This is a genomic window from Pseudomonas sp. SD17-1 (assembly GCF_029201585.1).
GTDB lineage: Bacteria > Pseudomonadota > Gammaproteobacteria > Pseudomonadales > Pseudomonadaceae > Aquipseudomonas > Aquipseudomonas palmensis.
Map to the genome: position 1 here is coordinate 1,553,066 of NZ_CP104044.1, position 22,637 is coordinate 1,575,702.

Sequence of the window (22,637 nt, forward strand, 5' to 3'; positions counted from 1 at the left end):
GGATCAGTCAGCTTTCGGCGGCCCCTGTTCATACCGCGCATTGAATGCCTGCACGAAGCCGTTGCGCAGAATCTGCAAAAACGCCTCGAACGCGCTGATATCGCTGTGATGTACGCTGCCGCTGAGCTCCACGCGCGTGGCGAACTGGTTCTTGCGCTGGTTCTTGAGCACCGTTTCGGTACCGCCCACCAGGGCTTCCCAGATCGAGCGCAGAAACCCCTTGTCCTTGTTGTCCACGTCCTGCTGCCAGTTGAACACTTCGACATCGCGCAACAACGGCTTGATGTAGCCCTTGAGCTGGCCCTTGTTCGCCTCGGCCTCGATCACCACGTCGCCGTGCCCGGCATTGAAGTCGAACTTGCCGTAGGCGCTGGCAAAGTCGTTCATCTGGCGCAGCTGGATGCCGGTGGCGCGCAGGCGGAACTGGAAGTCCTCGAAGTTGCTCAGCGGGTCGAAGGTGGCCGTGCTTTCCACCCGCGCGTCGCCCAGCAGCCGGGCCTTGCCCTCGAAGCGGGCGTCGCGCTTGCCTTCGACGTCCACCACGTTGGTCAGGTTGTAGACGCTGGCGTTGAGCTGGGTCGCTTCAAGGCTGACCGGCGGTTTGGAATTGAAGTTGCGAAAGGTCAGGGTGCCGTCGTCTATGCGCAGCTCGTTGAGGGTGATCGGCAGCAGCTTGCTCAGCTGCGCGCGCCAGTCGGTGCCCTTACCGGTCTGCGACGCCTGGGTGTTGCCGCCATCGACGAAGTTCAGTTTCGGGCGCAGGAAGGTCACTTCGGCCACCACGGCATGGTCGTACCACAGTGAATGCCAGCTCACCGACAGGTCGATCAGCGGCGCCTCCAGAAACGGCACCGGCACCTTGCCCGTGGTCTTGACGATGGTCAGGCCGTTGATCTTGTAGGCACCCCGCCACAGGGCCAGGTCGACATCGGTGACCTGGCCGCGGTAGTCGCCCATGTCGGCGAGCTTTTCGTTCAAGTAGTTGCGTACCAGGATCGGCAGCGTCAGGTGCAGGGCCAGCAGCAACAGTGCAATGCCCAGCAGCCCCCACAGGGGCCAGCGGTAGCGGCGTTTCATCGGCGTGGGTTCCGTGATTGAGGATGATCGGTTGACCGCCGCACGGGCGCATCGGTTCGTTCGGGGTGGACGCACCGCAGGGGCAGGCATACCCTTGAAGTTTTCGCACGGTGCCAAAAGGACCCAAGCCATGAGCCGTATCTTCGCTGACAACGCGCACTCCATCGGCAACACGCCGCTGGTGCAGATCAACCGCATCGCCCCGCGGGGCGTGACCATCCTGGCCAAGATCGAGGGGCGCAACCCCGGCTATTCGGTCAAGTGCCGGATCGGCGCGAACATGATCTGGGACGCCGAAAGCAGCGGCCGGCTCAAACCGGGCATGACCATCGTCGAGCCGACCTCGGGCAACACCGGTATCGGCCTGGCCTTCGTGGCCGCTGCGCGCGGCTACAAGCTGATGCTGACCATGCCGGCCTCGATGAGCATCGAGCGGCGCAAGGTACTCAAGGCGCTGGGCGCCGAGCTGGTGCTGACCGAGCCTGCCAAGGGCATGAAGGGCGCGATCGAGAAGGCCGCCGAAATCGTAGCCAGCGACCCGGCCACCTACTTCATGCCGGCGCAGTTCGACAACCCGGCCAACCCGGCCATTCACGAGAAGACCACCGGTCCGGAAATCTGGAACGACACCGACGGCGGGGTCGATGTGCTGGTTGCCGGCGTGGGCACCGGCGGCACCATCACCGGTGTGTCGCGCTACATCAAGAACACCCAGGGCAAGCCGATTCTGTCGGTGGCGGTCGAGCCGCTGGTGTCTCCGGTGATCACCCAGGCCCTGGCCGGCCAGGAAATCAAGCCCAACCCGCACAAGATCCAGGGCATCGGCGCAGGTTTCGTACCCAACAACCTGGACCTGTCGATGGTCGACCAGGTCGAGCTGGCCAGCGACGAGGAGTCCAAGGCCATGGCCCTGCGACTGATGCAGGAGGAGGGCATCCTGTGCGGTATCTCCTGTGGCGCGGCGATGGCCGTGGCGGTACGCCTGGCCGAAAAGCCGGAAATGCAGGGCAAGACCATCGTGGTGATCCTGCCCGACTCGGGCGAGCGCTACCTGTCGAGCATGCTCTTCAGCGACCTGTTCACCGAGCAGGAAAACCAGCAGTAACCACCGCCAGGCTCCACCGAGGCTGATCCGCCTCAATGTTCGGCGCACTGCGTTGTTGCACAATTGCCAACACTGAATGTCCGGCCCCGGTTGTTTTTACCGGGGCCGGATCGGTTTATCATGTCCGATTATCCGGCAGCGATGGCCTGATCGAAATTCAAGGAGTGTTGCATGACCTTTTCCTTTGTCGCCAAGGCAGGTGTACTGCTGCTGTTCTTCGGCAGCACCCTGTACGTGCACCTGCGCGGCAAGGCGCGTTTGCCCGTGTTGCGCCAGTTCGTCAACCATTCGGCGCTGTTCGCCCCCTATAACGCCCTTATGTACCTGTTTTCGGGGGTGCCTTCCAAGCCCTACCTGGACCGTAGTCGCTTCCCCGAGCTGGACGTGCTCAAGGACAACTGGCAGGTGATCCGCGAGGAGGCCATGCACCTGTTCGACGAGGGCTACATCCGCGCCGCCGAAAAAGACAACGATGCCGGCTTCGGTTCGTTCTTCAAGAAGGGTTGGAAGCGCTTCTACCTGAAGTGGTACGACAAGGCGCTGCCATCGGCCGAGGCGCTGTGCCCCCGCACCGTCGAGCTGGTCAACAGCATCCCCAACGTCAAGGGCGCGATGTTCGCCCTGCTGCCGGGCGGCAGCCACCTGAACCCGCACCGCGACCCGTTCGGCGGTTCGCTGCGCTATCACCTGGGGCTGTCCACGCCGAACTCGGACGACTGCCGCATCTATGTCGACGGCCAGGTGTACGCCTGGCGCGATGGCGAAGACGTGATGTTCGATGAAACCTACGTGCACTGGGTGAAGAACGAAACCGAGACCACCCGGGTGATCCTGTTCTGCGATATCGAGCGACCGCTGACCAGCCCGCTGATGACCCGCATCAACCGCAAGGTCAGTGCCTTCCTGGGCCGGGCCACCGCGCCGCAGAACACCGACGACGAGCGCGTGGGCGGCATCAACCAGGCGTATGCCTGGAGCAAACGCTTCAGTACCGTGATCAGCAGCCGGGTCAAGACCTTCAAGCGCGCCAACCCCAAGGCCTACCGCGTGCTGCGCCCGGTGCTGGCGGTGCTGGTTGCTTACCTGCTGTACCGCTGGCTGTTCTGACCACACTCGGTGCAAGGTTGGCCCCTGCCGGGGCGGGCCTTGCACCGTGTCGCGAGTGTGGCTATATTCACCCACAGTTCACCTCACCGAAGACCTGCACATGCCAGCTTCCCGCCCCACCACCGTATTCGCTACCGCGCCCGACGCGGTCGTGGTCGTGCGTGGGTCCCAGCAGCCGGTCATGATCAGTCACTACCCACCACCTGTCAGTAGCCCCGTGGCGTGCGTTGTCGCACCACCCGGCGTGGTTGTAGTGCTGGGCTGAGCGGCCACTGGCTGCGCCCCCACCACACCTGAACCCTACTGAATACGGCCGGCTGCACCGCGCAGCTCGACCGTTCGGCTTACTTGCCCGAATACAGGTGGCATTTCATGTCAGTTATCTCGAAACAATCCGTGGCCTCGGCGGCCACCACCAGCCTGTTCGTCCTGCTCTGGAGCAGCGGCGCCATCGTCTCCAAGCTCGGCCTGGCGCAGGCCTCGCCCTTTGCCTTTCTGCTGATCCGCTTTGCGATTGCCTTTGTCGGCCTGCTGCTGCTCGGCCCGTTGCTGCGCCTGCACTGGCCACGCGGTCGCGGCCCGTTGCTGCAAGCCATCGCCACCGGCTGCGTGCTGCTCGGTGCCTACCAGATCTTCTACCTGCTGGCGCTGGACCTGAAGGTGACGCCCGGCATCATGGCCACCGTGATGGGCGTGCAGCCGATCCTCACGGTGGTGCTGATGGAGCGCAAGCGTTCGTTCAGCCGCCTGTTCGGCCTGAGCCTGGGGCTGATCGGGCTGGTGATGGTGGTGTACCAGGGCATCGGCCTGGGCGGCATCTCGCTGGCGGGCATGCTGTTCGCGCTGCTGGCGCTGGCCAGCATGACGTTCGGCTCGATCATGCAGAAGCGCATCACCAGCAACCCGGTGGGCACGCTGCCCTTGCAGTACCTGGCGGGGCTGCTGATGTGCGCGCTGTTTGCACCGTTCCAGCCGCTGGCGGTCAACCCCAATGCCAGCTTTGTGTTCTCGGTGCTGTGGATGGGCCTGGTGGTGTCGTTGCTGGCGACCTTGCTGCTGTACCGGCTGATCGCCAAGGGCAACCTGGTCAATGTCACCAGCCTGTTCTACCTGGTGCCGGCGGTGACGGCGGTGATGGACTACCTGATCTTCGGCAATCGCCTGGCGGCCTTGAGCCTGCTGGGCATGGGCTTGATCGTGGTGGGCCTGCTGTTCGTGTTCCGCAAGCCCGCGACCAAGCCTGACACGGTGGATCAGTCGCTGGCCAGCTGACGGGCCTGGCGGGCCGGCTTGAGCACCAGCCACAAGGCCACGGCAATCAGCAGCCCGCCATACAGGTGCGCCATCGACAGGGGCTCGTCCAGCAGCCACGCGCCCCACAGCACGCCGAAGGCCGGGATCATGAAGGTCACGGTGGTGGATTTTACCGGGCCGATTTCGCTGATCAGGCGAAAGTACAGGATGTAGGCGAAGGCGGTGCACAACAGGCCCAGCCCCAGCAGCGACAACCACACCTGCCAGCCGCCCCAGCTGGCAGGTGGCTGGGTGATCACGCTGAAGCCGAACAGCGGCAGCAACAGCAAGGTGGCGCCCATCATGCTGCCCAGCGCCGACAGGCGACTGTCCAGGCCGCCCTGCTGGTCGAGCCAGCGCCGCGCCAGATACCCCGAGAAGCCATAGCAGGTGGTGGCCGCCAGACACGAGAGGGCGCCCTGCATGAGCCTGGCGTCGAAGGCCACCGGCCCCGCACCACTGAGAATCCCGACCCCGAACAGGCCCAGGAATATGCCGCCCAGCTTGGGCAGGGTCATGGCCTCGCGAAAGAACAGCGCGCCGATCAGCACGCCCATCAGCGGCGTGGTGGCGTTGAAGATCGCCGAGTAGCCGGCGGGCAGCACCTGGGCGGCCACCGAGTAGAGCGTTGCGGGTATTCCCGAGTTGATCATGCCCAGAAACAGGCAGGCCTTGAGTTTGCCCTGGAAGTCCCAGCGCACGCGCAGCAGGGCGAGAATCACCAGCAACCCGGCGCAGGCGATGGAGACGCGAAAGAAGGCGGTGGGCAGGGTGCCCAGCACCGGCGCAATGATGCGCATGAACAGAAAACTGGCCCCCCACACGGCAGCGAGAATCAACAGTCGGGTGATGGCGATGGGGCTCACGGGGGTTCTCCGGGTAACAGGGGCAGGGGCGGGAGTTTACGGTAAAAGCCAGGGTGGGCTCTCTCGCTTTCTTGCGGTGTCAATTCGGGCGCTTTCGCCAGCACCGCTGGCTCCTGCTGTGGGGGCGGTATCTGTAGGAGCCGGCCTTGCCGGCGAAGGGCGCGAAACGGTTCCTAAGTAGGCTATCGCAGCCTTGCGTGACTGGCTAAGCTCAGGTCTTTGAAATTCCCGCAGAGGTCTTACCCATGCCCCAACAATGGCCGGCCGCCGCCATCGCCCGGATGATTCTCGATGGCTTCGACAGCTACCGTGAGCACTTTCGCCAGATCACCGACGGGGCACGCCAACGCTTCGAGCTCGCGCAATGGCAGCAGATCCAGACGGCCTCGGCGGCACGTATCAATCTCTACGAGGAAAAGGTCAGCGAGGTCAGCGGCTGGCTGGCCGGCGCTTTCGAGCCCGAGGTTCTGCTGGATGCGACGTTCTGGCCGCTGGTCAAGAGCGCCTACATCAGCCTGATCGACCCGCGCCTGGACGATGAGCTTTCCGAAACCTGGTACAACTCGATCTTCTGCAGCCTGTTCAGCCATGACCTGATCAGCGACGGCTGCATGTTCATCCATACCACGCGCCCGGCACTGCGCGCCCATGAGCGCGCCGCGCAGACCCGCACCTACCGCCCCCAGGGCGGGCTGGGCGAGATGCTCGCGCAGGTCTTCGCCGACTACGCCTTCGCGGTGCCCTTCGCCGACCTGCCCGGCGACCTGGCGCGCCTGGAGGCGCAGTTGCGCGAGAACCTGCCCGATTGGGTGTGCAAGGACCCGCAACTGCAGGTGGAGCTGTTTTCCTCGGTGCTCTATCGCAACAAGGGGGCCTACCTGGTGGGCCGGCTGTTCACCCACGATGAGCAGTGGCCGCTGGTGATTCCGCTGCTGCACCACGAAGGCCACGGCATCGAAATCGATGCGCTGATCACCGATGAAGCCGATGTGTCGATCATCTTCTCGTTCACTCGCTCGTACTTCATGGTCGATGTGCCGGTGCCGGCCGAGTTCGTGGGCTTTCTCAAGCGCATCCTGCCGGGCAAGCACATCGCCGAGCTGTACACCTCCATCGGTTTCTACAAGCACGGCAAGTCCGAGTTCTACCGGGCGCTGATCAATCACCTGGCCAGTACCGACGACCGCTTCATCATGGCCCCCGGTGTGCGCGGCATGGTCATGAGCGTGTTCACCCTGCCGGGCTTCAACACCGTGTTCAAGATCATCAAGGACCGCTTCTCGCCGTCCAAGAGTGTCGACCGCGCCACGGTCATCGAGAAGTACCGCCTGGTAAAGAGCGTCGACCGCGTGGGGCGCATGGCCGATACCCAGGAGTTCGCCGACTTTCGCTTCCCGCTGGGCAAGTTCGAGCCAGAGTGCCTGGCCGAGTTGCTGGAAGTGGCGCCGTCGACCGTGGTGGTGGAGGGCGACACGGTGCTTATCCGCCACTGCTGGACCGAGCGGCGCATGACCCCGCTGAACCTGTACCTGGAAAACGCCAACGAGGCCCAGGTGCGCGAGGCGCTGGAGGACTACGGGCTGGCGATCAAGCAATTGGCGGCGGCGAACATCTTCCCCGGCGACATGCTGCTGAAGAACTTTGGCGTTACCCGGCATGGGCGGGTGGTGTTCTATGACTACGACGAGATCTGCTTTCTGACCGAAGCCAACTTCCGCTATATCCCGCCGCCGCGTTTCCCCGAGGACGAGATGGCCAGCGAGCCGTGGTACTCGATCGGGCCGCTGGACGTGTTCCCCGAGGAGTTCCCGCCGTTTCTGTTTGCCGACATCGGTCAGCGGCGGCTGTTCAGCCAGTTGCATGGCGAGTTGTATGACGCAGATTACTGGAAGGGGCTGCAGGCGGCGATACGGGAGGGGAAGGTGATCGATGTGTTCCCGTACCGGCGCAAGTGCCGGGAGAACTGAGCAGCTTCGCCGGCCTTGCCGGCGCCAAGGGGAAGCGCGTCGCGCCTGTAGGAGCCGGCCTTGCCGGCGAATCGGTTCAGGATTGCAGGCACTTGAGCTTGCTGAAGTCCTGCTGCACCTTGGCCAGCCTGCCCTGCAGGTGCTGACGTTGCTGCTCGCTGCTCTGCGCCATCAGGTCCACCAGCAGGCTGCGCGCCTCCTGTTCGGTACGCTGGTAGGCCATGCGGTACTCCGGCGTCCACAGGCTTTCGCGCTGCTTGAGCAGTAGTTCCAGCCTTGGTTCGAATGCCTCGCTGCGCCGTTGCTCCATCGCCGCAGTGAACTGCGCCTGCCAGTGTGCGCGGTTGGCGATCCACTGACGGTTCTGTTCGCCCAACGCCTGTGACCACTGCGCCACGCGCAGGCGCTGCTGCGGGTTCAGTTCGCCCAGCCATGGCGTCAGGCGTTTTTCCATGCGCTGCTGGCGCTGCTCGATCTGCCTGGCCAGCGGCGTCTTCACATACTTGGCCTCGCGCTCGCGAATGTCTTCGGCAAACGCCTCGCGCATGTCGCTGACCTGTTCGTCGTCCATGCCGCGCAGCAGCTGCGTGGCCGACGGCATGATCTGGTCGGCCACCTCGGCGATGGCCTGCTTGGCCTGCTCGGTGCGCAGCCTTAGCTGCGCGTCGGTGACCTCGTTGTGCGCGACCATCTGTCGAATATCGCCCAGCCATGTCAGATAGCCCGGCAGCTGTGTACGACAATGCCATGCCAGGTGCGCCTTGAGTCGTTCGTCCAGCCAGCCTTTCTGCTGGCGATTCATGCTCAGGTAGTCGCTCAGCGACCAGGGCACCAGTACATCGAGGTTGCGGTAGGCGAGGTCCATGCGGTTGCAGCCGACCAGCAGCAGCGTCGACAGCACCAGCAGCGAAAGGCAGCGAAACAACGTGGACAGGCAGGCATCCATGGGTGCATATCCTTGCAGGGGCGTGCTTGTGTTTATAGAACAACGGCGCGCCTGGCGGTTCCCGTAGCGTGTAGAATGCCAGCCTCGCAACGAGGATTTCAGCAAATGGCTTTAGTTGGGCGTTACAACACTTTGCAAGTGGTCAAGCACACGGATTTCGGTCTGTACCTGGACGGCGGGGCGGACGGCGAGATCCTGCTGCCCAACCGTTACATCCCCAAGGACACGCCCACCGAGGCCGAGGACTGGCTCAACGTCTTCGTCTACCTCGACAGCGAAGACAAGCTGATCGCCACTACCGAGAAGACCAAACTGCAGGTGGGCGAGTTCGCCAGCCTCAAGGTGGTGGAAATCAACAGCATCGGCATCTTCCTCGACTGGGGCCTGCCCAAGGACCTGTTGATGCCGTACTCCGAAGAAAAACGCCAGATGAAGGCGGGCGAGTACTGCGTGGTGCATGCCTACCTCGACAAGCGCACCCGGCGCATCACCGCCACCGCGCGCTTGGACCGCTACCTCGACAAGCTGCCGGCCAACTACAGCGTGGGCCAGGAAGTCGACCTGCTGGTGGTCGAGGAAACCCCGATGGGGTTCAAGGCCATCATCAACAACAAGCACTGGGGCCTGATCCACAAGAACGAAGTGTTCAAGTTCTTGCGTTCGGGCAAGCAGGAGAAGGGCTACATCAAGGAGCTGCGCAGCGACGGCAAGATCGCCTTGAGCCTGCAGCCGGTCGGCCAGGCCCTGGCCAGCACGCTGAACGACAAGATCCTCGACAAGCTCAAGGCCGCCAACGGCGTGCTGCCGGTCAGCGACAAGAGCGACCCGCAGGTGATCAGCGACCTGTTCGGGGTGAGCAAGGGCAATTTCAAGAAAGCGATCGGCGCCCTGTACAAGGACGGGCGCATCGTGATTCACGCCGACCGCATCGAACTGGTCTGATCAGACCTGCACGAAGGCGGCAAAACTCAGGTTTTCGCCGCCTGGACGCAAGTCCTGCAGCAGCGAGTCGCGGTCGGCGCTCAGCGCCAGGCTGATGGTCGAGCGACGCTTGCCCGGCTTGCGTACTTCCATCTTCTCCAGGTGCGCACGCAGGAAGTTGACCGGCACCTTGAGGTGCTGCAACTGGTCGGTTTCCGGGGTGTAGAGCAGCAGGTTGACCCAGTCGGCCACGCTCTTGGGCAGCACCAGCTTCACCGGCACATCGAACCACCACAGGCTGCGCTTGGTATCGAGCACGGCAAACAGGGTGTTGTCGCTGTTGAGCACAGGGCGTTCCAGCGCCTGGTTGCGACGGGCGATGGCGGTGGGTTTGTCGAGTTTCATGCAGGTTCCTACGGGTGACGCTTGAAAGGTCGGCCATTGTGCTGGGATTGCGCTGAAAACTAAAGCGGGGCCTGCTGACAGGGCCGACCATTTGCAGACAATCCCTGCCGACGAATGGCCGCCCCGCGGTCCTCAGCGCGCCAGCGCCTTGCTCAACTCCGAGGTGGCCCCGTCGGACCGGGTGACCGTCGCGGTGAACGCCTGCAGCCCATCTGCTTGCGGCAATACATACTCGAACTGCGCCTGACCCTTGGCATCCGTCGCCACCATCACTTCGCCCAGATACTGCTCCGCTTCACTGGCCTTTGAGTCAGCATTGCCGAACACCTCCACCCGCAACAGGCTGTCGGGCTCGCCACTCACCTGGCCCAGCAAGCGGTCACCTTTGACTGCCATGAGCAACGGGGCCGCCTGATCGTGATTGGGTACCGGCTGGCAACCCTGCGGTGCGGCCTTGTCGGTACAGATGATCGCCCGGTTGGTGCCCGACGGGTCGACACCGATGCCGCGCGAGCCCACATAGATCGCATGCTCCAGCGCCGGCACCGAAAACACGATGGCACCGGTGCGCTGATCGGGCACGCACGAACCACCCGCTTCGCAGCGCCGGATATCCTGGCTGTTGTTCCAGATGCGGTTGGCGGTCAGGCGGTTGCTGGTGGAGGTCGGCTCCGGGCGCAGCGCCACGCCGATGCGGTTGCCGTGGATCAGGTTGCCATCGAGGATGTTGCCCGCACCGCTGACGCTCACGCCGATGGAGTTGCCGGTAAAGGTGTTGGCCCCCAGATAATTGCGCTGGCCCCAGTTGATCTGCAGGCCGTCGGAATAGTCCTCGAAGCGGTTGCGCACCACCGTGTTGTCATTGCCCCACAGGATCTCGATGCCCTGGGAGGGCTCCGCGTTGGCCGGGGTGGAGCGAAACAGGTTGTCGGCCACCAGGTTGAACGCCGCGCCGCGGGTCAGCTCCAGGCCGTCGCCGTTGTCCACCAGCTGGTTGCGCAGCACCTTGTTGTTCACCGTGGTGGTGGCGGTCGAATTGCCCTGGCCGTCGTCGCCGGTCAGCATGATGCCGGCGCCACCCTTGTTGGCGGTGATGCGGTTGTCCTGGATGACGTTGTGGCTGGCGCGGTTGACCAGGATGCCGATGCAGAAATTACGCACATCCAGGCCGGAAATCTCCACGCCCTGGGTATCGCGTATCACCAGCCCCGGGCCGGTGGTGGTGCGCACATTGGTGCCGAACTGTCCGGGCACGGCGCCAGGGCATGCGCGCGTGCCGTTGCCGACGATATAGGCCGAACCGTCGATGGCGATGTACTCGCCGTTGCGCTTCCAGGCCGCACCTTCGAGGCTGACCGGGCCGAGAATCGGCGGCAGGGCCGAAGCGGGCTTGATCACGTAGGGCGGCTGGCCGACCGGGCGGATCTCGATCCGGTAGGTGCCGGGCGCCTGGTTGTTGCGCTCGATGGCCCAGCGCAGGCTGCCGGGCTGCTCGTCGTCGGCATAGCGATCGACCACCAGGGTGGTCAGGGCGGCGGGCTGTACGTCAGGTGCTGCGTGCAGGGCATGGGCAGGTACGGCCAGCAGCAGGGCTGCCAGCAAGGGGGAGATACGCATGGGTAGTGATCGCTGTGTCTGTTGTTTTTATCGCGCCCGGCTGCAGGGCGCTGGTGCCCGATTCTAGGCAAAGCCGACAGCCCCTGGCGCAGGCCAGGCACGATTGGGTGCGATATTCGCCCGCTGTTTATCCATTGTGGGAATCCACACCGCCCCAAAATATTTGAAACTCTCGCAGAAGCGGGCGGGTCCACTGACTGTCGACACTGACAGCTATCTGTTCCCCTTCAGGAGAAATGCCATGAGCAGCACTTCGGACAAAGCAAAAGGCTTGGCCAACGAAGCGGTAGGCAACATCAAGCAAGGCGTGGGCAAGGTGACCGATAACGATAAACTGCGCGCCGAGGGCAAGGCCCAGGAAGTCAAGGGCGAAACCCAGCAGGCAGTGGGCAAGGCCAAGGATGCGGTCAAGGATGCTGTGAAAAAGCCCTGACCGGCTGCGCGTGTAGCCGATAACGGCCATCTTCGGGTGGCCGTTCTGCTGTCTGTGGCAATCAATCGTAACCTCACAGACGTGGTCTACTAGACTACCGTCAGGTAAAACACCCCCCAACGCTTGGATTACTGCCTATGACAGTGGAGCGGCGAAAGGAGACGCTATGATTTTCCCCAACTTGCACGGCCTGCCGTTGCATCGTGTTCTGGTGCGCACGGTAAGCGAGTTTCTCGATGACGAGATGTCCACCTATGCGTCGGCCCTGGCCTACCAGATGCTGTTTTCGCTGTTCCCCTTCCTGCTGTTCCTGATCGCCCTGATCGGGTTTCTGCATTTGCCCGACTTCTTCACCTGGCTGCGCCTGCAGTCGGAACTGGTGTTGCCGCCCCAGGCGCTGGAGCAGGTCAACCCGGTGATCGACCAGTTGCAGCAATCCAAGGGCGGGCTGCTCTCGGTAGGTATCGTGATCGCCCTGTGGACCGCGTCGGCGGGCGTGCGCCTGATGATGAGCGCGATGAACGCCGCCTATGACGTGGTGGAAGGGCGCCCGGTGTGGAAGCGCATCCCGCTCTCGGTGCTGTATACCGTCGGAATCGCCGGCATGCTGCTGGCCGCCGCCGCCTTGATGGTGCTGGGCCCGCAGGTGATGGAATGGATCGCCTCGCAGGTAGGCATGCAGGAGTTCATCGTCACGCTGTGGACCATCCTGCGCTGGCCGGCCATCATCATCCTGATGATGGTGGCGGTGGCATTGATCTATTACGTGATGCCCGATGTGGAGCAGGAATTTCGCTTCATCACCCCCGGCTCGGTACTGGCGGTGGTGGTGTGGATCATCGCTTCGCTGGGGTTTGGCTACTACGTCAAGACGTTTGCCGACTACAACGCGATGTACGGCAGCATCGGTGCGATCATCGTGCTGTTGCTGTACTTCTATATTTCTGCCGCAGTATTGCTGCTGGGGGCGGAGATGAATGCGGTGATCGAGCACATGTCGGCCGAAGGCAAGGACCCTGGCGAGAAGGAAATGCCCGACGACGATGCGCCGGAACATGATAAAAAGCATGTTTCCGGGCTGGGGCGCGATCACTCCATCCCGTCCGATTCCGCGCCTGAACCCGTGAGCCGAGCCCCGCATGATTCGTGACATCCTGAAGATGGGCGACGAGCGCCTGTTGCGCGTTGCACCGCCCGTACCGGCCCGCCTGTTCGGCACTGCCGAGCTGGAGCAGCTGATTGCCGACATGTTCGACACCATGCAGCACGTGGGCGGCGTGGGGCTGGCGGCGCCGCAGATCGGGGTCGACCTGCAACTGGTGATCTTCGGCTTCGAGCGTAGCGAGCGCTACCCGGATGCCGAGCCCGTGCCGCAGACCATTCTGCTCAACCCGGTGATCACCCCGGTGGGCACCGAGGTCGAGGATGGCTGGGAGGGCTGCCTGTCGGTGCCCGGCCTGCGCGGCGTGGTCAGCCGCTACCGGCACATTCGCTACAGCGGGGTCGACCCGCAGGGCCAGCCCATCGAGCGCTCGGCAGAGGGTTTTCATGCGCGGGTGGTGCAGCACGAATGCGATCACCTGATCGGTCGCCTGTACCCCTCGCGCATTCATGACTTCAGCAAGTTCGGTTATACCGAGGTGCTGTTCCCGGGGCTGGACCCGGCCAGCGACGACTGATCCCGCGCCAACGCGATCAACGATTTGCTGCGCTGATAGCGCGCCAGACGCTCATTGAGCTGCAGCGGCAGTGCGCCGGCAGGGCTGAACCCCAGTGGCTGGTAGAAGGCCAGCAGGTCCGGGTGGCAGAACAGCCACACGGTGCCCGGCTTGCCGGCGCAGGCATGCTCGATCAGTTGTCGTGCAATGCGCCGGCCGCGCCAGGCGGGTGCCACCAGCAAGCCGGTCAGCCAGAACCCCTCGGGTACCGCGCTCATGTTCACTGCGGCGACAAGCTCACCCGCACGCGCCACCCAGGCCTCGCCCTTGGCACTGGCACGCATGGCCGTACCTTCGGCGCGATAGAATTTGTTCAGCAAAGGGCGCTCGGCAGCGCTTAGCAGGCTGTAGCGTATTTCACTCACGGCGGTTTCCAGCAAGGGCTCTGGCACGGGCTTTTACACGGGCTTGGGTAGGCTGTCGAGGGCTTGCCGTGCGGTTATTGTTACCGAGGCGGTAACAGTGAATGTCCGGCTTCGGGCTTCAACCACCTTCGCAACCTTATAAACTTGACCCATCCCAGCAACTAGAAGCGTAACGGGATCGGTACTTCGTGTTATGTCCATTCGTTGATATGACAACTTCTCCGCGCCAACTCGGCTGATGAAGTCAAACACTTCGTTTGATTGCTTTGCAGGCCTAATACCATGAAAACCTTACTTGCACTTGTATTGGTGGGTGTCTCTTCGTTCGCCCTGGCGGACGAGGTCAAGACCGCTGCTACGCAGCCGTTGGTCGAGCAATATGACTATTCGACCAACCTGGACATCGCCCGGGTGATCAGCCTCTCGACCCTGCCCAATGTCTGCGAAGTGGTGCCGGCCACCATGACCTATGAAGACCATCAGGGCCAGCGCCACACCATCGAATACCGCGCCATGGGCGATGGCTGCAGCCAGGGCTGATCATCACAGGTCACTGGGCTGTTGTTCCCGGGCCAGGAGCGCCTGCTTGCGCTCCACGCCCCAGCGGTAGCCGGACAGGTTGCCATCACTGCGTACGACCCGATGACAGGGCACTGCCACCGCCAGGCTGTTGGCGGCGCACGCCTGGGCCACCGCCCTGACTGCCCTGGGCGCGCCAATGCGCTGGGCGATCTCGGCGTAGCTGGCGGTGCTGCCTGCCGGGATGCTGCGCAACGCCTGCCACACCCGCTCCTGGAAGGCCGTGCCGCGCAGGTCCAGCGGCAGGTCCAGGCCCAGGGCGGGCGCTTCTATGAACCCCACCACCTTGGCCACCCACTGCTCGAATTCGGCGTCGGCGCCAATCAGTTCGGCTTTGGGAAACTTGTCCTGCAGGTCGTGCAGCAACGCCTCGGGGTCGTCGCCCAGCAGGATGGCGCACACCCCGCGCTCGCTTTGGGCCACCAACAGCGCGCCGAGTGAGCACTGGGCAATGGCAAAGCGGATCGAGGCATTGGCGCCGCCCGCGCGATAGGCGGCCGGGGTCATGCCCAGCCGGGCGTTGCTGTCTTCGTAGAAACGGCTGTTGGAGTTGTAGCCAGCCTTGTACAGGGCGTCGGTGATCGAGCCCGGCTGCTCAAGCTGCCGGCGTACCTTGTGCGCGCGTCTGGCATTGGCGTAGGCCTTGGGGGTGAGGCCGGTCGCGGCCTTGAACACCCGGTGGAAGTGATACGGGCTCATGCCGACATGGGCAGCCACTTGCTTGAGGCTGGGCTCGACCTCGGCCGTTTCGATCAGCTGGCAGGCCCGGGTGACCTGGGTGGCATGCTGCTCGGCCAGTTGGCGCGGGTCGGCGGCGTAGTGCCGGCTGGGGCGATAGCCGGCGGCCTCGGCCTGGGCGGCAGTGTCGAAGAACTCGACGTTCTCCGGGCGCGGCAACCGTGACGGGCTGGAGGCGCGGCAGTAGACCCCGGTGGTGCGAACCCCATAGACGAAATCATCATCCGCCGCGGCGTCGCGGGCCAGCACGGCTTGCCAGCGTGGGTCGTTGACATCGATCGAAGGTGTGCGGGGCATGGCGTGTGGCTCTTGGCTGAGGGCGATGTGGTGAGGGTAGGTGGTGCCGTGCGGGGCGGCACTCCGGGTCTTGCGGTGGAATTCGCCCGGATTTCAGCCGGTGGCGGGTACGCGCCACAGGTACCAGGCGGCCACGGTGCGATACGGGCTCCACGGGGCGCCCAGTTCCAGCATCTGCTTGCGCGTGGGCTGGGCGGGCAGGGCGAACAGGCGACGGTAGCCTTCGCGCACGCCAAAGTCATCGGCGGGCAGGGTGTCCATGTGTTCAAGGGTGTAGATCAGCAACATCTCCACGGTCCAGCGTCCAACCCCGCGCAGTTGCGTCAGGCGCTCGATCAGGCTGGTTTCGTCGAGACGGCGGGCCAGCTCATGGTCGGGTACCAGGCCGTCGAGGCGAGCCTGGGCGATGCCCTGGATAGTGGCCAGCTTGCTCGCGGAAAACCCGCAGGCACGCAGTTGCTCGGGCGCGGTGGCCAGCAGTTGCTCGGGGCTGGGGAAGGCCTGCCCGGGGTACAGCGCCAGGAACCGCCGCAGGATCGCTTCGGCGGCCCTGGCGTGCAATTGCTGGTAGGCAATCGACCTGACCAGCGCCTGATACGGGTCGCGGGTGGGCAGCGGTTGGTGCAGGCATGGGCCGATGCGCTCGATATGCGCGGCCCACTTCGGGTTGAGGCTGGCCAGGTGGGCGCAGGCCTGGGTGTAGAACAGCGGGTTCATGCCGGTTTCCGTGGGTAAGGGAGCAGGTTCAGTGTAGAAAAGATGACTGGGGTTTCACTCCGGATGTTGCGATTGAATTGGAGGGCCTCTTCGCCGGCACCGGTACCGCTTTCTCTGCAGGAGCCGGCCCGCTCACCCTGAAACCACTGCCGCCACCCTTTCCAGCGCCTGCTTCAACTGCGCCCGGCTCTGCGCCGCCGACAGGCTGATGCGCACCGCTGCCCGGTCGCCCTGGCGCACCGCGAACACCTCGGCTGGCACCACTGCCACGCCGGCATCACGGCACGCTGTGGCGCGCACACCGTTGACCCAGACATGCGGCGAAGGCACACCCCCCACCAATGCCTTGCCCAGTATCCGCCTGGCCATCCGCCAGCGCTGACCCACTTCTTCACGCTGCCAGGCCACGCGTCGCGCCGCGGTGCCGTCATCGATCCAGCGGCAGGCGATCTCCAGGTCCAGCGGCGACACCGGCCAGTGTGTTGCCTGGGCATGCGGGTCGATGCGCGCCAGCAACTCGGCGCTGCCGACAATCCAGCCCAGGCGCAAACCGGCCGCGACGCTCTTCGACAGGCTGGTGACCAGCACGCCGCGCCCGCCCACCTGTGCCAGCAGCGCCGGGGTATCGGCCAGGGCACCGTAGACATCATCCTCGATCAGGGTCAGGGCATGGCGCTCGATCACTGCGGCAATGGCGGCCTGGCGCGCAGCGCCCATGCAGGCGCCGGTGGGGTTCTGCAGGGTCGGCGTCAGCACCACGACCCGCGCGCCGGTGGCACGTGCGACACGGTCCAGGTCGTCGGGCAGGATGCCCTGGCCGTCCAGCGCAACCTCGTGCAACGGCAGGCGCAACTGTCGACAGGCCGCCTTGATGCCGGGTGCGGTCAAGGCCTCGACCATCACGGCGTCTCCTGGCTGGCACAGCGAAAGCAGCACGTTGAACAACCCCAGCTGGGCACCGCCGCACAGCAGCACCTGGCGCTCGTCCAGTTGCAGGCCGCGCCGGCGCAGCCAGGCGGCGCCCTGAAGGCGCCCGCGCAGCAACTGTTCGGCACCCAGGTAATGCTCGAGCTGGCCGGCAGGGCCTTGTTCCAGCAGATGGCGCAAGGCATGCGCCAGGTCGGGGTTGCTGTCGTCGGCCACTGGCACATTGGTCGACAGGTCGATCTGCGTCGCTTGCTGGCCGGGTTGCTTGAGGCGGAACAGCGTGGCTTCCTTGCTGCCCGCCAGCACGTAGGTGCCGCGCCCTACCTCCCCGGACACCAGGTGCCGGGCCGCTGCCTCGCGGTACGCCTGCTGGGTGGTGCTGGGGTTAAGGCCCAGGTTCCAGGCCAGGCGCCGCTGCGGCGGCAGGCGCTCGCCCACTTTCAGCTCGCCGCTTTCGATCGCCCGCGCAATCGCCTCGACCAGTTCGAGGTAGCGGGGCAGGGAGGTGTCGCCTAGGGTGGGGGTCCACATTTATTGTTGGCCATGCAATATAAGGGTTCACCCATACAATGCGGCGCGACTAGGATCAGGTCAATTCCCCTGGCCATCGAGGTGCCTCATGTTCGACCTGTCCGCCCTGCGCGACGCTGCCCGCCTGGTACACACCTGCGTTCCTGCCACGCCCCAGTACGCCTGGCCGCGCCTGGCCGAACGCGTGGGCTGCCAGGTGTGGGTCAAGCACGAGAACCACGCGCCCACCGGTGCCTTCAAGGTTCGCGGCGGGCTGCTGTACGTGCAGGCGCTGCTGGCGCGCTCACCCACGGTGCGCGGGCTGGTCACCGCCACCCGTGGCAACCACGGGCAGAGCCTGGCGCTGGCGGCGCGCAGTGCCGGGTTGCCGATCATCATCGTGGTGCCCGAGGGCAACTCGCGGGAAAAGAATGCCGCCATGCGCGCGCTGGGTGCGCAACTGGTGGAGCATGGCGCCGATTTCGACCTGGCGCGGGCCGAGGCGGCGCGACTGGCGCAGGTGCACGGCTATGAAAGCGTGCCGCCGTTCCACCCGGACCTGATCCGCGGCGTGGCCACCTACGCGCTGGAGCTGTTCGAGGCCGTACCGGCGCTGGACTGCGTGTACGTGCCGATCGGCATGGGCTCGGGCATCTGCGGGCTGATTCGTACCCGTGACCTGCTGGGGCTGCACACCGAGATCGTCGGGGTGGTGTCCACCGAGGCCGATGCCTTTGCCTCGAGTTTCGAGCAGAACCGCATCGTCACCACCGAAACCGCCAACACCTTCGCCGACGGCATGGCATGCCGCATGCCCTTGCCCGAGGCGTTCGAGATCATCCGCCAGGGCGCGGCGCGGGTGGTGCGCGTCAGCGACCCTGAAATCGCCAACGCCATGCGCATCTTCCACGAAGACACGCACAACACCGCCGAAGGTGCCGGTGCGGCGGGGCTGGCGGCGTTGTTGCAGGAGCGCGAGCATCAGCAGGGGCGCAAGGTGGCAGTGGTGCTCAGTGGCGCCAATATCGACCGGGAGCGGTATGCGCAGGTGCTGGCGGGTCACTGAAAGATCCTGAATGACTCCTTTGGAAAAAATGCTATCTTATTTTGATAGCATTTTCCGATGAACAATCGATATCGAAAGACCCTCGATGCCATTTTTCGGATACCGACCCTTTCTTCTGTGGTCTTCTCCGATATTGAAGCGCTGGTTCTCCATCTTGGGGGGCGGGTCATCGAGCGTGAGGGCTCAAGGCTCAAGCTGGTGCTGGGCGATCAGCAGTGGCGCTGCCACCGCCCGCACCCAGGCAAAGAGGCCAAGCGATATCAGGTTGAAGAAGCCCGTGAATTTCTCTCGCGGGCAGGAGTTCAAGTATGAGCAGCATGACTTACAAGGGCTATTCGGCTCGTGTCGAATACGACGCACGCGACGATATCTTCGTCGGGCGGGTACTCGGGGTTCGAGACATCATCAGTTTTCACGCAAGCTCCGTGAGTGCGCTGCATGAAGCGTTTAGCCTGGCGCTTGAAGACTACCTGGCCGATTGTGCTGAACAGGGCATCGCTCCCGAGAAACCGGCTTCTGGCAAGGTGATGCTGCGTATCCGGCCAGAGGTGCACGCCGCTGCCAGCATCGCGGCGCAGGCTGCAGGCAAGAGTCTCAATCAATGGGCCGATGAGGTCTTCGAGCGGGCCGCGCGGGCCTGAGCACGGCAATTTCTTCCAATACACCACCCTCCCTCACTGAGTCTAATGACGCCTGACCTTCATCGTCGGTAGTCGAGCGTTCATGCCATTTTCCAACGGATTTCTTCTCAGCCTGTCGTTGTGCCTGGATATCGGCGTGGCCAATATCGCCATGATCACCCTGGCCATGCAGCGCGGCTTTCTGCAGGGCTTCTGGCTGGGGCTGGGCACCTGTGTGGGGGATCTGATCTATGCCGTGGCGGCATTGCTCGGCATGACCGTGCTGCTGCAGTTCACCAGCGTGCGCTGGGTGTTGTGGGTGGGCGGTTCGCTGCTGCTGGTGTGGTTTGCACTGAAGATGCTGCTGGCCGCCTGGCGCGGCAATGCGCATATGGACACCAGCCAGCAGGTGGTGCGCGAATCGCCCTGGCGCGAGTTTCTGCGCGGCATCTTTCTGGCCATGTCTTCGCCCAGCGCGATCCTGTGGTTTGCCGCAGTCGGCGGGGTGCTGATCTCGCGCTCCGGCGCAGGCGGCATGCTCGAGGCCGGGTTGTTTCTCAGCGGGTTCTTCATTGCCGGGCTGCTGTGGTGCGCGTCGCTGTGCACCTTGGCCAGCCACGGCGGGCGCCTGCTGGGCGACCGTCTGCTGACCTGGTCGTACCTGGCCTCGGCGGGCATCTTCTGCTATTTCGCGGTGTACGTGATCGTATCGGGCTACCGCGAATTCATCCTCGCCGCGCCGGTCGCCGGGGCGGGTCTATAATCAATCGGTCACCGGCAAGCAGGTGTCGCGCTCAGCGGAGGGCCTGTCATGAAAGGTCTGGATGCGAAAAAATCGGTCAAGAAGAAACCCGCCAAAACCGCCAAGGAAAAACGCACGGCAAAACGTTCCAAGGACGGGACGGCAGGCTTTTTGCCGCATTGACCGGTCAGGGCTGCGCCAGCAGCTCTTTTGCTTATGAAGGCTTGAACGCCTGCCAGTAATGATGGGGCGTGGCGCCCATTACCCGGCGAAAACTGTTGATGAAATGGCTCTGGTCGTAGAAGCCCAGAAGCTGGGCCACGTCCAGCGGGTGCAGGCCGGCGCGCAGGCAACGGCGTGCCTCGATCAGGCGCAGTTGCATGTGGTACTGCAGGGGTGCCAGCCCTGTGGCCTTCTTGAAGCTGCGCACGAAGTGGTACTTGCTCAACCCGGCCACCTGCGCAAGCTCGTCCAGCTCAAGCTTGTGCCCCAGGTGCTGGCGCATGAACTGCAGCGCCTGGGCCAATGCGTGGCTGTATTCGCCGGGCCTGCCGGGCGACTGCTCCAGCCATTGCGCCAGCAGGGCCAACAAGGCTTCCTCCTGATGGCCGGAGTGTGCCGGCGCACGGGCGAAGGCCACGATCGCCTGGCACAGCGCAGGCTGGTCGAACACGCCTTGCTCGAACAGCGGGCTGTTCAGGTTGTTCTGGCTGACCAACCGGGCAATCGCCTCGGGTGCCAGGTGCAGGCTGATGTACTCCACGCCTGCCGGGTCGAAGGTGGAGGCCTGCACCGCCAGCGGGTTGTACAGGGTCACCTGACCCGGCGCCGCCTGCAGCTCACGTCCGTCCAGCCAGATCTGCTCGCAACCGCTCAGGTTAACGCCCAGCACATACTCGTCATGGGCATGACGCGGAAAGCTGGCGGCGCTGGCCCTGACCCAGTAGGCCTCGACCAGGCCGCCCGCCTGCAGGTGCTCGGTAACCAGCGCCATGGGACGCTATCAGCCGATGGTGATCGGCGGCGGGCTCACCAGATCGACGCTCTGCTGCTTGCGCGGGGCGAGGATCTCGGCTTCGCCGTCCACCACCAGTTCGTCGTGCTGGTTGAACACGCGGGTGGCAATGCGCACGCGGAACTTGGGCAGCTTCTCGAGGATTTCCAGGCGCACGGTCAGGGTGTCGCCGATCTTCACCGGCTTCTGGAAGCTCATCTGCTGGCCCAGGTAGATGGTGCCGGGGCCGGGCAGTTCGCAGGCCACTGCGGCACTGATCAGCGCGCCGCTGAACATGCCGTGGGCAATGCGTTCCTTGAACATGCTCCTGGCCGCGAATTCGGCATCCAGGTGCACCGGGTTGTGGTCACCGGACATCGCGGCGAACAGCTGGATGTCGCGTTCTTCGACCGTCTTGCTGAAGCTGGCGGTCTGGCCCACTTCGAGGGCTTCGTAAGGCGTGTTGGTGACCTGGGTCATGCAGGCTGTTTCCTTCAAGGTTCGGACAAGGTGCGTACTGTATCACTCGCTGCGGGCAGGGCGGCCCTGGGTCAGCCCCTGCTCGAGCCAGGCGATGAGCGCCGCCGTCACCTCGTCACGGTTGGTTTCGTTGAGCAGTTCATGGCGTGCCTGCGGGTAGAGCTGCAATTGCACGCGCTGATTGCCGGCAAGGCGCAGGGCGCCGACCAGATCCTTCAGACGCTTGCCGGCGCTCACCGGATCACATTCGCCGCCCATCACCAGGATCGGCAGGTTGGGATCGATCTGTGCCAGGTGCCGCGGCTGGCTGATGTGTTCCAGGCCCATCAGCAGGTCGACCCACAGGCGGTTGGTGCAGCGAAACCCGCACAGCGGGTCGGCCACGTAGGCGTCGACCTCGGCGCTGTCGCGGCTGAGCCAGTCGAAGGCCGTGCGGTTGGGCTTGAACGCCTTGTTGAACGAACCGAACGACAGCCAGTCGATCAGGGCGCTGCGTCCCAGCGGGCCCTGGCGCCAGGCTTCGAGGCGGGCGATCACGCAGGCCGCGCGGTACAGCGCCGGTGGCTGGAAGTTGGAGCCGCTGAGCACCGCCCCCTGCAGGCTGGCGCTGTGGTGCAGCAGGTAGGCCTGGACGATGTAGCTGCCCATGCTGTGGCCGAACAGGAACAGCGGGGCGCCCGGGTGCTGCTGGCCGATGTGCTGGGCCAGGCTGGCCAGGTCGTTGACCACGCTGTCCCAGCCCTGGTGGCTTGCGAACAGCCCCAGGGTGCCGTGTTCGGCGGTGCGCCCGTGGCCGCGCTGGTCGTGGGCATACAGCGCGAAGCCGGCAGCGCTCAGTGCCTGCCCGAGGCGCTGGTAGCGCCCGGCATGCTCGGCCATGCCATGGGCCAGCAGCACCACGGCCCGGATCGGCGCGGCGGGCAGCCATTGATACACATGCAGGCTGCAATGGTTGCTGGCCGGCAGCCAGAACACGTCGTGGTTCATGGCGGTTCCCTTGCGCAAGTGACTGATCCTGCAAGTGTATAGCCCATTTGTGTAATTGAACGGATGATGGCAACAAGATTCAGAATGTTAATGACAGGTCTTGGCATGTTTGCCCCCTGCGGCTTAACTGCTAACGTCGGCACACGATGCGATTTTCTGC

25 protein-coding genes are annotated in these 22,637 nt (G+C 64.3%); 13 read left to right on the top strand and 12 right to left on the bottom strand.

Features of this window, described 5'->3' with window-relative positions; translation table 11 throughout:
- Positions 1-3 precede the first annotated feature (3 nt).
- Positions 4-1,077 carry a DUF748 domain-containing protein gene (locus N0B28_RS07090; RefSeq protein ID WP_258662354.1) on the bottom strand — a complete coding sequence of 358 codons (1,074 nt, stop codon included), beginning with the start codon at positions 1,075-1,077 and terminating at the stop codon, positions 4-6.
- A 130-nt stretch (positions 1,078-1,207) separates the two neighbouring features.
- Between N0B28_RS07090 and cysK the strand changes: the two genes are divergently transcribed.
- The 3 genes from cysK (at position 1,208) to N0B28_RS07105 (ending at position 4,561) form a co-directional block, all read left to right on the top strand.
- Entirely contained in the window at positions 1,208-2,182 is a 975-nt protein-coding gene (gene cysK, locus N0B28_RS07095; RefSeq protein WP_043864186.1) for a cysteine synthase A, read from the top strand.
- 171 nt (positions 2,183-2,353) lie between these two features.
- A complete protein-coding gene (locus tag N0B28_RS07100; protein ID WP_043864185.1) occupies positions 2,354-3,289 on the top strand; it encodes an aspartyl/asparaginyl beta-hydroxylase domain-containing protein in 936 nt (311 codons plus the stop codon).
- Positions 3,290-3,661: 372 nt separating this feature from the next.
- Entirely contained in the window at positions 3,662-4,561 is a 900-nt protein-coding gene (locus tag N0B28_RS07105; RefSeq protein ID WP_054914957.1) for a DMT family transporter, read from the top strand.
- On the opposite strand, the gene N0B28_RS07110 is transcribed toward N0B28_RS07105, so the two are convergent.
- Entirely contained in the window at positions 4,543-5,448 is a 906-nt protein-coding gene (locus tag N0B28_RS07110) for a DMT family transporter (RefSeq protein WP_054914956.1), read from the bottom strand. The two genes, N0B28_RS07105 and N0B28_RS07110, sit on opposite strands and share 19 nt — an antisense overlap.
- A 245-nt stretch (positions 5,449-5,693) precedes the next feature.
- On the opposite strand from N0B28_RS07110, the gene aceK reads away from it, so the two are divergent.
- The gene (gene aceK / locus N0B28_RS07115) at positions 5,694-7,415 is read left to right on the top strand and encodes a bifunctional isocitrate dehydrogenase kinase/phosphatase (protein ID WP_043864182.1); all 1,722 of its coding nucleotides are present in this window, start codon (positions 5,694-5,696) and stop codon (positions 7,413-7,415) included.
- Positions 7,416-7,491: 76 nt separating this feature from the next.
- Here the strand turns inward: aceK and N0B28_RS07120 are convergent, their stop codons facing one another.
- Positions 7,492-8,280, bottom strand: a complete 789-nt coding sequence (locus N0B28_RS07120; RefSeq protein ID WP_275732035.1) for a DUF6279 family lipoprotein — start codon at positions 8,278-8,280, stop codon at positions 7,492-7,494.
- Positions 8,281-8,466: 186 nt separating this feature from the next.
- Here N0B28_RS07120 and N0B28_RS07125 point away from each other — a divergent pair, with 186 nt between their 5' ends.
- Positions 8,467-9,303 (top strand): S1-like domain-containing RNA-binding protein, encoded by an 837-nt coding sequence (locus tag N0B28_RS07125; RefSeq protein WP_275731197.1) that lies wholly within the window; start codon positions 8,467-8,469, stop codon positions 9,301-9,303.
- On the opposite strand, the gene N0B28_RS07130 is transcribed toward N0B28_RS07125, so the two are convergent.
- Entirely contained in the window at positions 9,304-9,687 is a 384-nt protein-coding gene (locus N0B28_RS07130) for a hypothetical protein (protein WP_043864179.1), read from the bottom strand.
- 132 nt (positions 9,688-9,819) lie between these two features.
- A complete protein-coding gene (locus tag N0B28_RS07135; RefSeq protein ID WP_258662355.1) occupies positions 9,820-11,304 on the bottom strand; it encodes a NosD domain-containing protein in 1,485 nt (494 codons plus the stop codon).
- Positions 11,305-11,545: 241 nt separating this feature from the next.
- On the opposite strand from N0B28_RS07135, the gene N0B28_RS07140 reads away from it, so the two are divergent.
- The 3 genes from N0B28_RS07140 to def all read left to right on the top strand — a co-directional run bounded on the left by N0B28_RS07140 (position 11,546) and on the right by def (position 13,416).
- On the top strand, positions 11,546-11,737 hold the full coding sequence (locus tag N0B28_RS07140; RefSeq protein ID WP_043864177.1) for a CsbD family protein: 192 nt from the start codon (positions 11,546-11,548) through the stop codon (positions 11,735-11,737).
- A 166-nt stretch (positions 11,738-11,903) separates the two neighbouring features.
- Complete coding sequence (locus tag N0B28_RS07145; RefSeq protein ID WP_043864176.1) at positions 11,904-12,887, top strand: YihY/virulence factor BrkB family protein; 984 nt, start codon at positions 11,904-11,906, stop codon at positions 12,885-12,887.
- Positions 12,877-13,416 (top strand): peptide deformylase, encoded by a 540-nt coding sequence (def, locus tag N0B28_RS07150; protein WP_043864175.1) that lies wholly within the window; start codon positions 12,877-12,879, stop codon positions 13,414-13,416. Before N0B28_RS07145 ends, def begins: the two co-directional genes overlap by 11 nt.
- On the opposite strand, the gene N0B28_RS07155 is transcribed toward def, so the two are convergent.
- The gene (locus N0B28_RS07155) at positions 13,368-13,820 is read right to left on the bottom strand and encodes a GNAT family N-acetyltransferase (RefSeq protein ID WP_043864174.1); all 453 of its coding nucleotides are present in this window, start codon (positions 13,818-13,820) and stop codon (positions 13,368-13,370) included. The genes def and N0B28_RS07155 overlap by 49 nt on opposite strands.
- 282 nt (positions 13,821-14,102) lie before the next feature.
- Between N0B28_RS07155 and N0B28_RS07160 the strand changes: the two genes are divergently transcribed.
- Positions 14,103-14,360, top strand: coding sequence for a DUF2790 domain-containing protein (locus N0B28_RS07160; protein ID WP_275731206.1), 258 nt, complete (start codon positions 14,103-14,105; stop codon positions 14,358-14,360).
- Positions 14,361-14,363: 3 nt separating this feature from the next.
- On the opposite strand, the gene ada is transcribed toward N0B28_RS07160, so the two are convergent.
- The 3 genes from ada to N0B28_RS07175 form a co-directional block, all read right to left on the bottom strand.
- Positions 14,364-15,434 carry a bifunctional DNA-binding transcriptional regulator/O6-methylguanine-DNA methyltransferase Ada gene (gene ada, locus N0B28_RS07165; RefSeq protein WP_043864172.1) on the bottom strand — a complete coding sequence of 357 codons (1,071 nt, stop codon included), beginning with the start codon at positions 15,432-15,434 and terminating at the stop codon, positions 14,364-14,366.
- Between the two features lie 93 nt (positions 15,435-15,527).
- Positions 15,528-16,151, bottom strand: a complete 624-nt coding sequence (locus N0B28_RS07170) for a DNA-3-methyladenine glycosylase (protein WP_275731210.1) — start codon at positions 16,149-16,151, stop codon at positions 15,528-15,530.
- Positions 16,152-16,283: 132 nt separating this feature from the next.
- Positions 16,284-17,609, bottom strand: coding sequence for a PLP-dependent aminotransferase family protein (locus tag N0B28_RS07175; RefSeq protein WP_196932139.1), 1,326 nt, complete (start codon positions 17,607-17,609; stop codon positions 16,284-16,286).
- A gap of 88 nt (positions 17,610-17,697) precedes the next feature.
- Here N0B28_RS07175 and N0B28_RS07180 point away from each other — a divergent pair, with 88 nt between their 5' ends.
- The 4 genes from N0B28_RS07180 (at position 17,698) to N0B28_RS07195 (ending at position 20,037) form a co-directional block, all read left to right on the top strand.
- A complete protein-coding gene (locus tag N0B28_RS07180) occupies positions 17,698-18,654 on the top strand; it encodes a threonine dehydratase (protein ID WP_275731212.1) in 957 nt (318 codons plus the stop codon).
- Positions 18,655-18,711: 57 nt separating this feature from the next.
- Complete coding sequence (locus N0B28_RS07185) at positions 18,712-18,966, top strand: type II toxin-antitoxin system HicA family toxin (RefSeq protein WP_081315179.1); 255 nt, start codon at positions 18,712-18,714, stop codon at positions 18,964-18,966.
- Entirely contained in the window at positions 18,963-19,295 is a 333-nt protein-coding gene (locus N0B28_RS07190) for a type II toxin-antitoxin system HicB family antitoxin (protein ID WP_043864168.1), read from the top strand. The genes N0B28_RS07185 and N0B28_RS07190 overlap by 4 nt, the downstream gene beginning before the upstream one ends.
- Positions 19,296-19,377: 82 nt before the next feature.
- Positions 19,378-20,037 carry a LysE family translocator gene (locus tag N0B28_RS07195; protein ID WP_078481629.1) on the top strand — a complete coding sequence of 220 codons (660 nt, stop codon included), beginning with the start codon at positions 19,378-19,380 and terminating at the stop codon, positions 20,035-20,037.
- Positions 20,038-20,230: 193 nt separating this feature from the next.
- Here N0B28_RS07195 and N0B28_RS07200 read toward each other — a convergent pair whose 3' ends face one another.
- The 3 genes from N0B28_RS07200 to N0B28_RS07210 are packed head-to-tail and all read right to left on the bottom strand — an operon-like array spanning position 20,231 to position 22,477.
- On the bottom strand, positions 20,231-21,010 hold the full coding sequence (locus tag N0B28_RS07200) for an AraC family transcriptional regulator (RefSeq protein ID WP_088514502.1): 780 nt from the start codon (positions 21,008-21,010) through the stop codon (positions 20,231-20,233).
- A gap of 9 nt (positions 21,011-21,019) precedes the next feature.
- Positions 21,020-21,490, bottom strand: a complete 471-nt coding sequence (locus tag N0B28_RS07205) for a MaoC family dehydratase (RefSeq protein ID WP_043864165.1) — start codon at positions 21,488-21,490, stop codon at positions 21,020-21,022.
- A gap of 42 nt (positions 21,491-21,532) precedes the next feature.
- Positions 21,533-22,477 (bottom strand): alpha/beta hydrolase, encoded by a 945-nt coding sequence (locus N0B28_RS07210; protein ID WP_088514503.1) that lies wholly within the window; start codon positions 22,475-22,477, stop codon positions 21,533-21,535.
- Between the last annotated feature and the right edge of the window lie 160 nt (positions 22,478-22,637).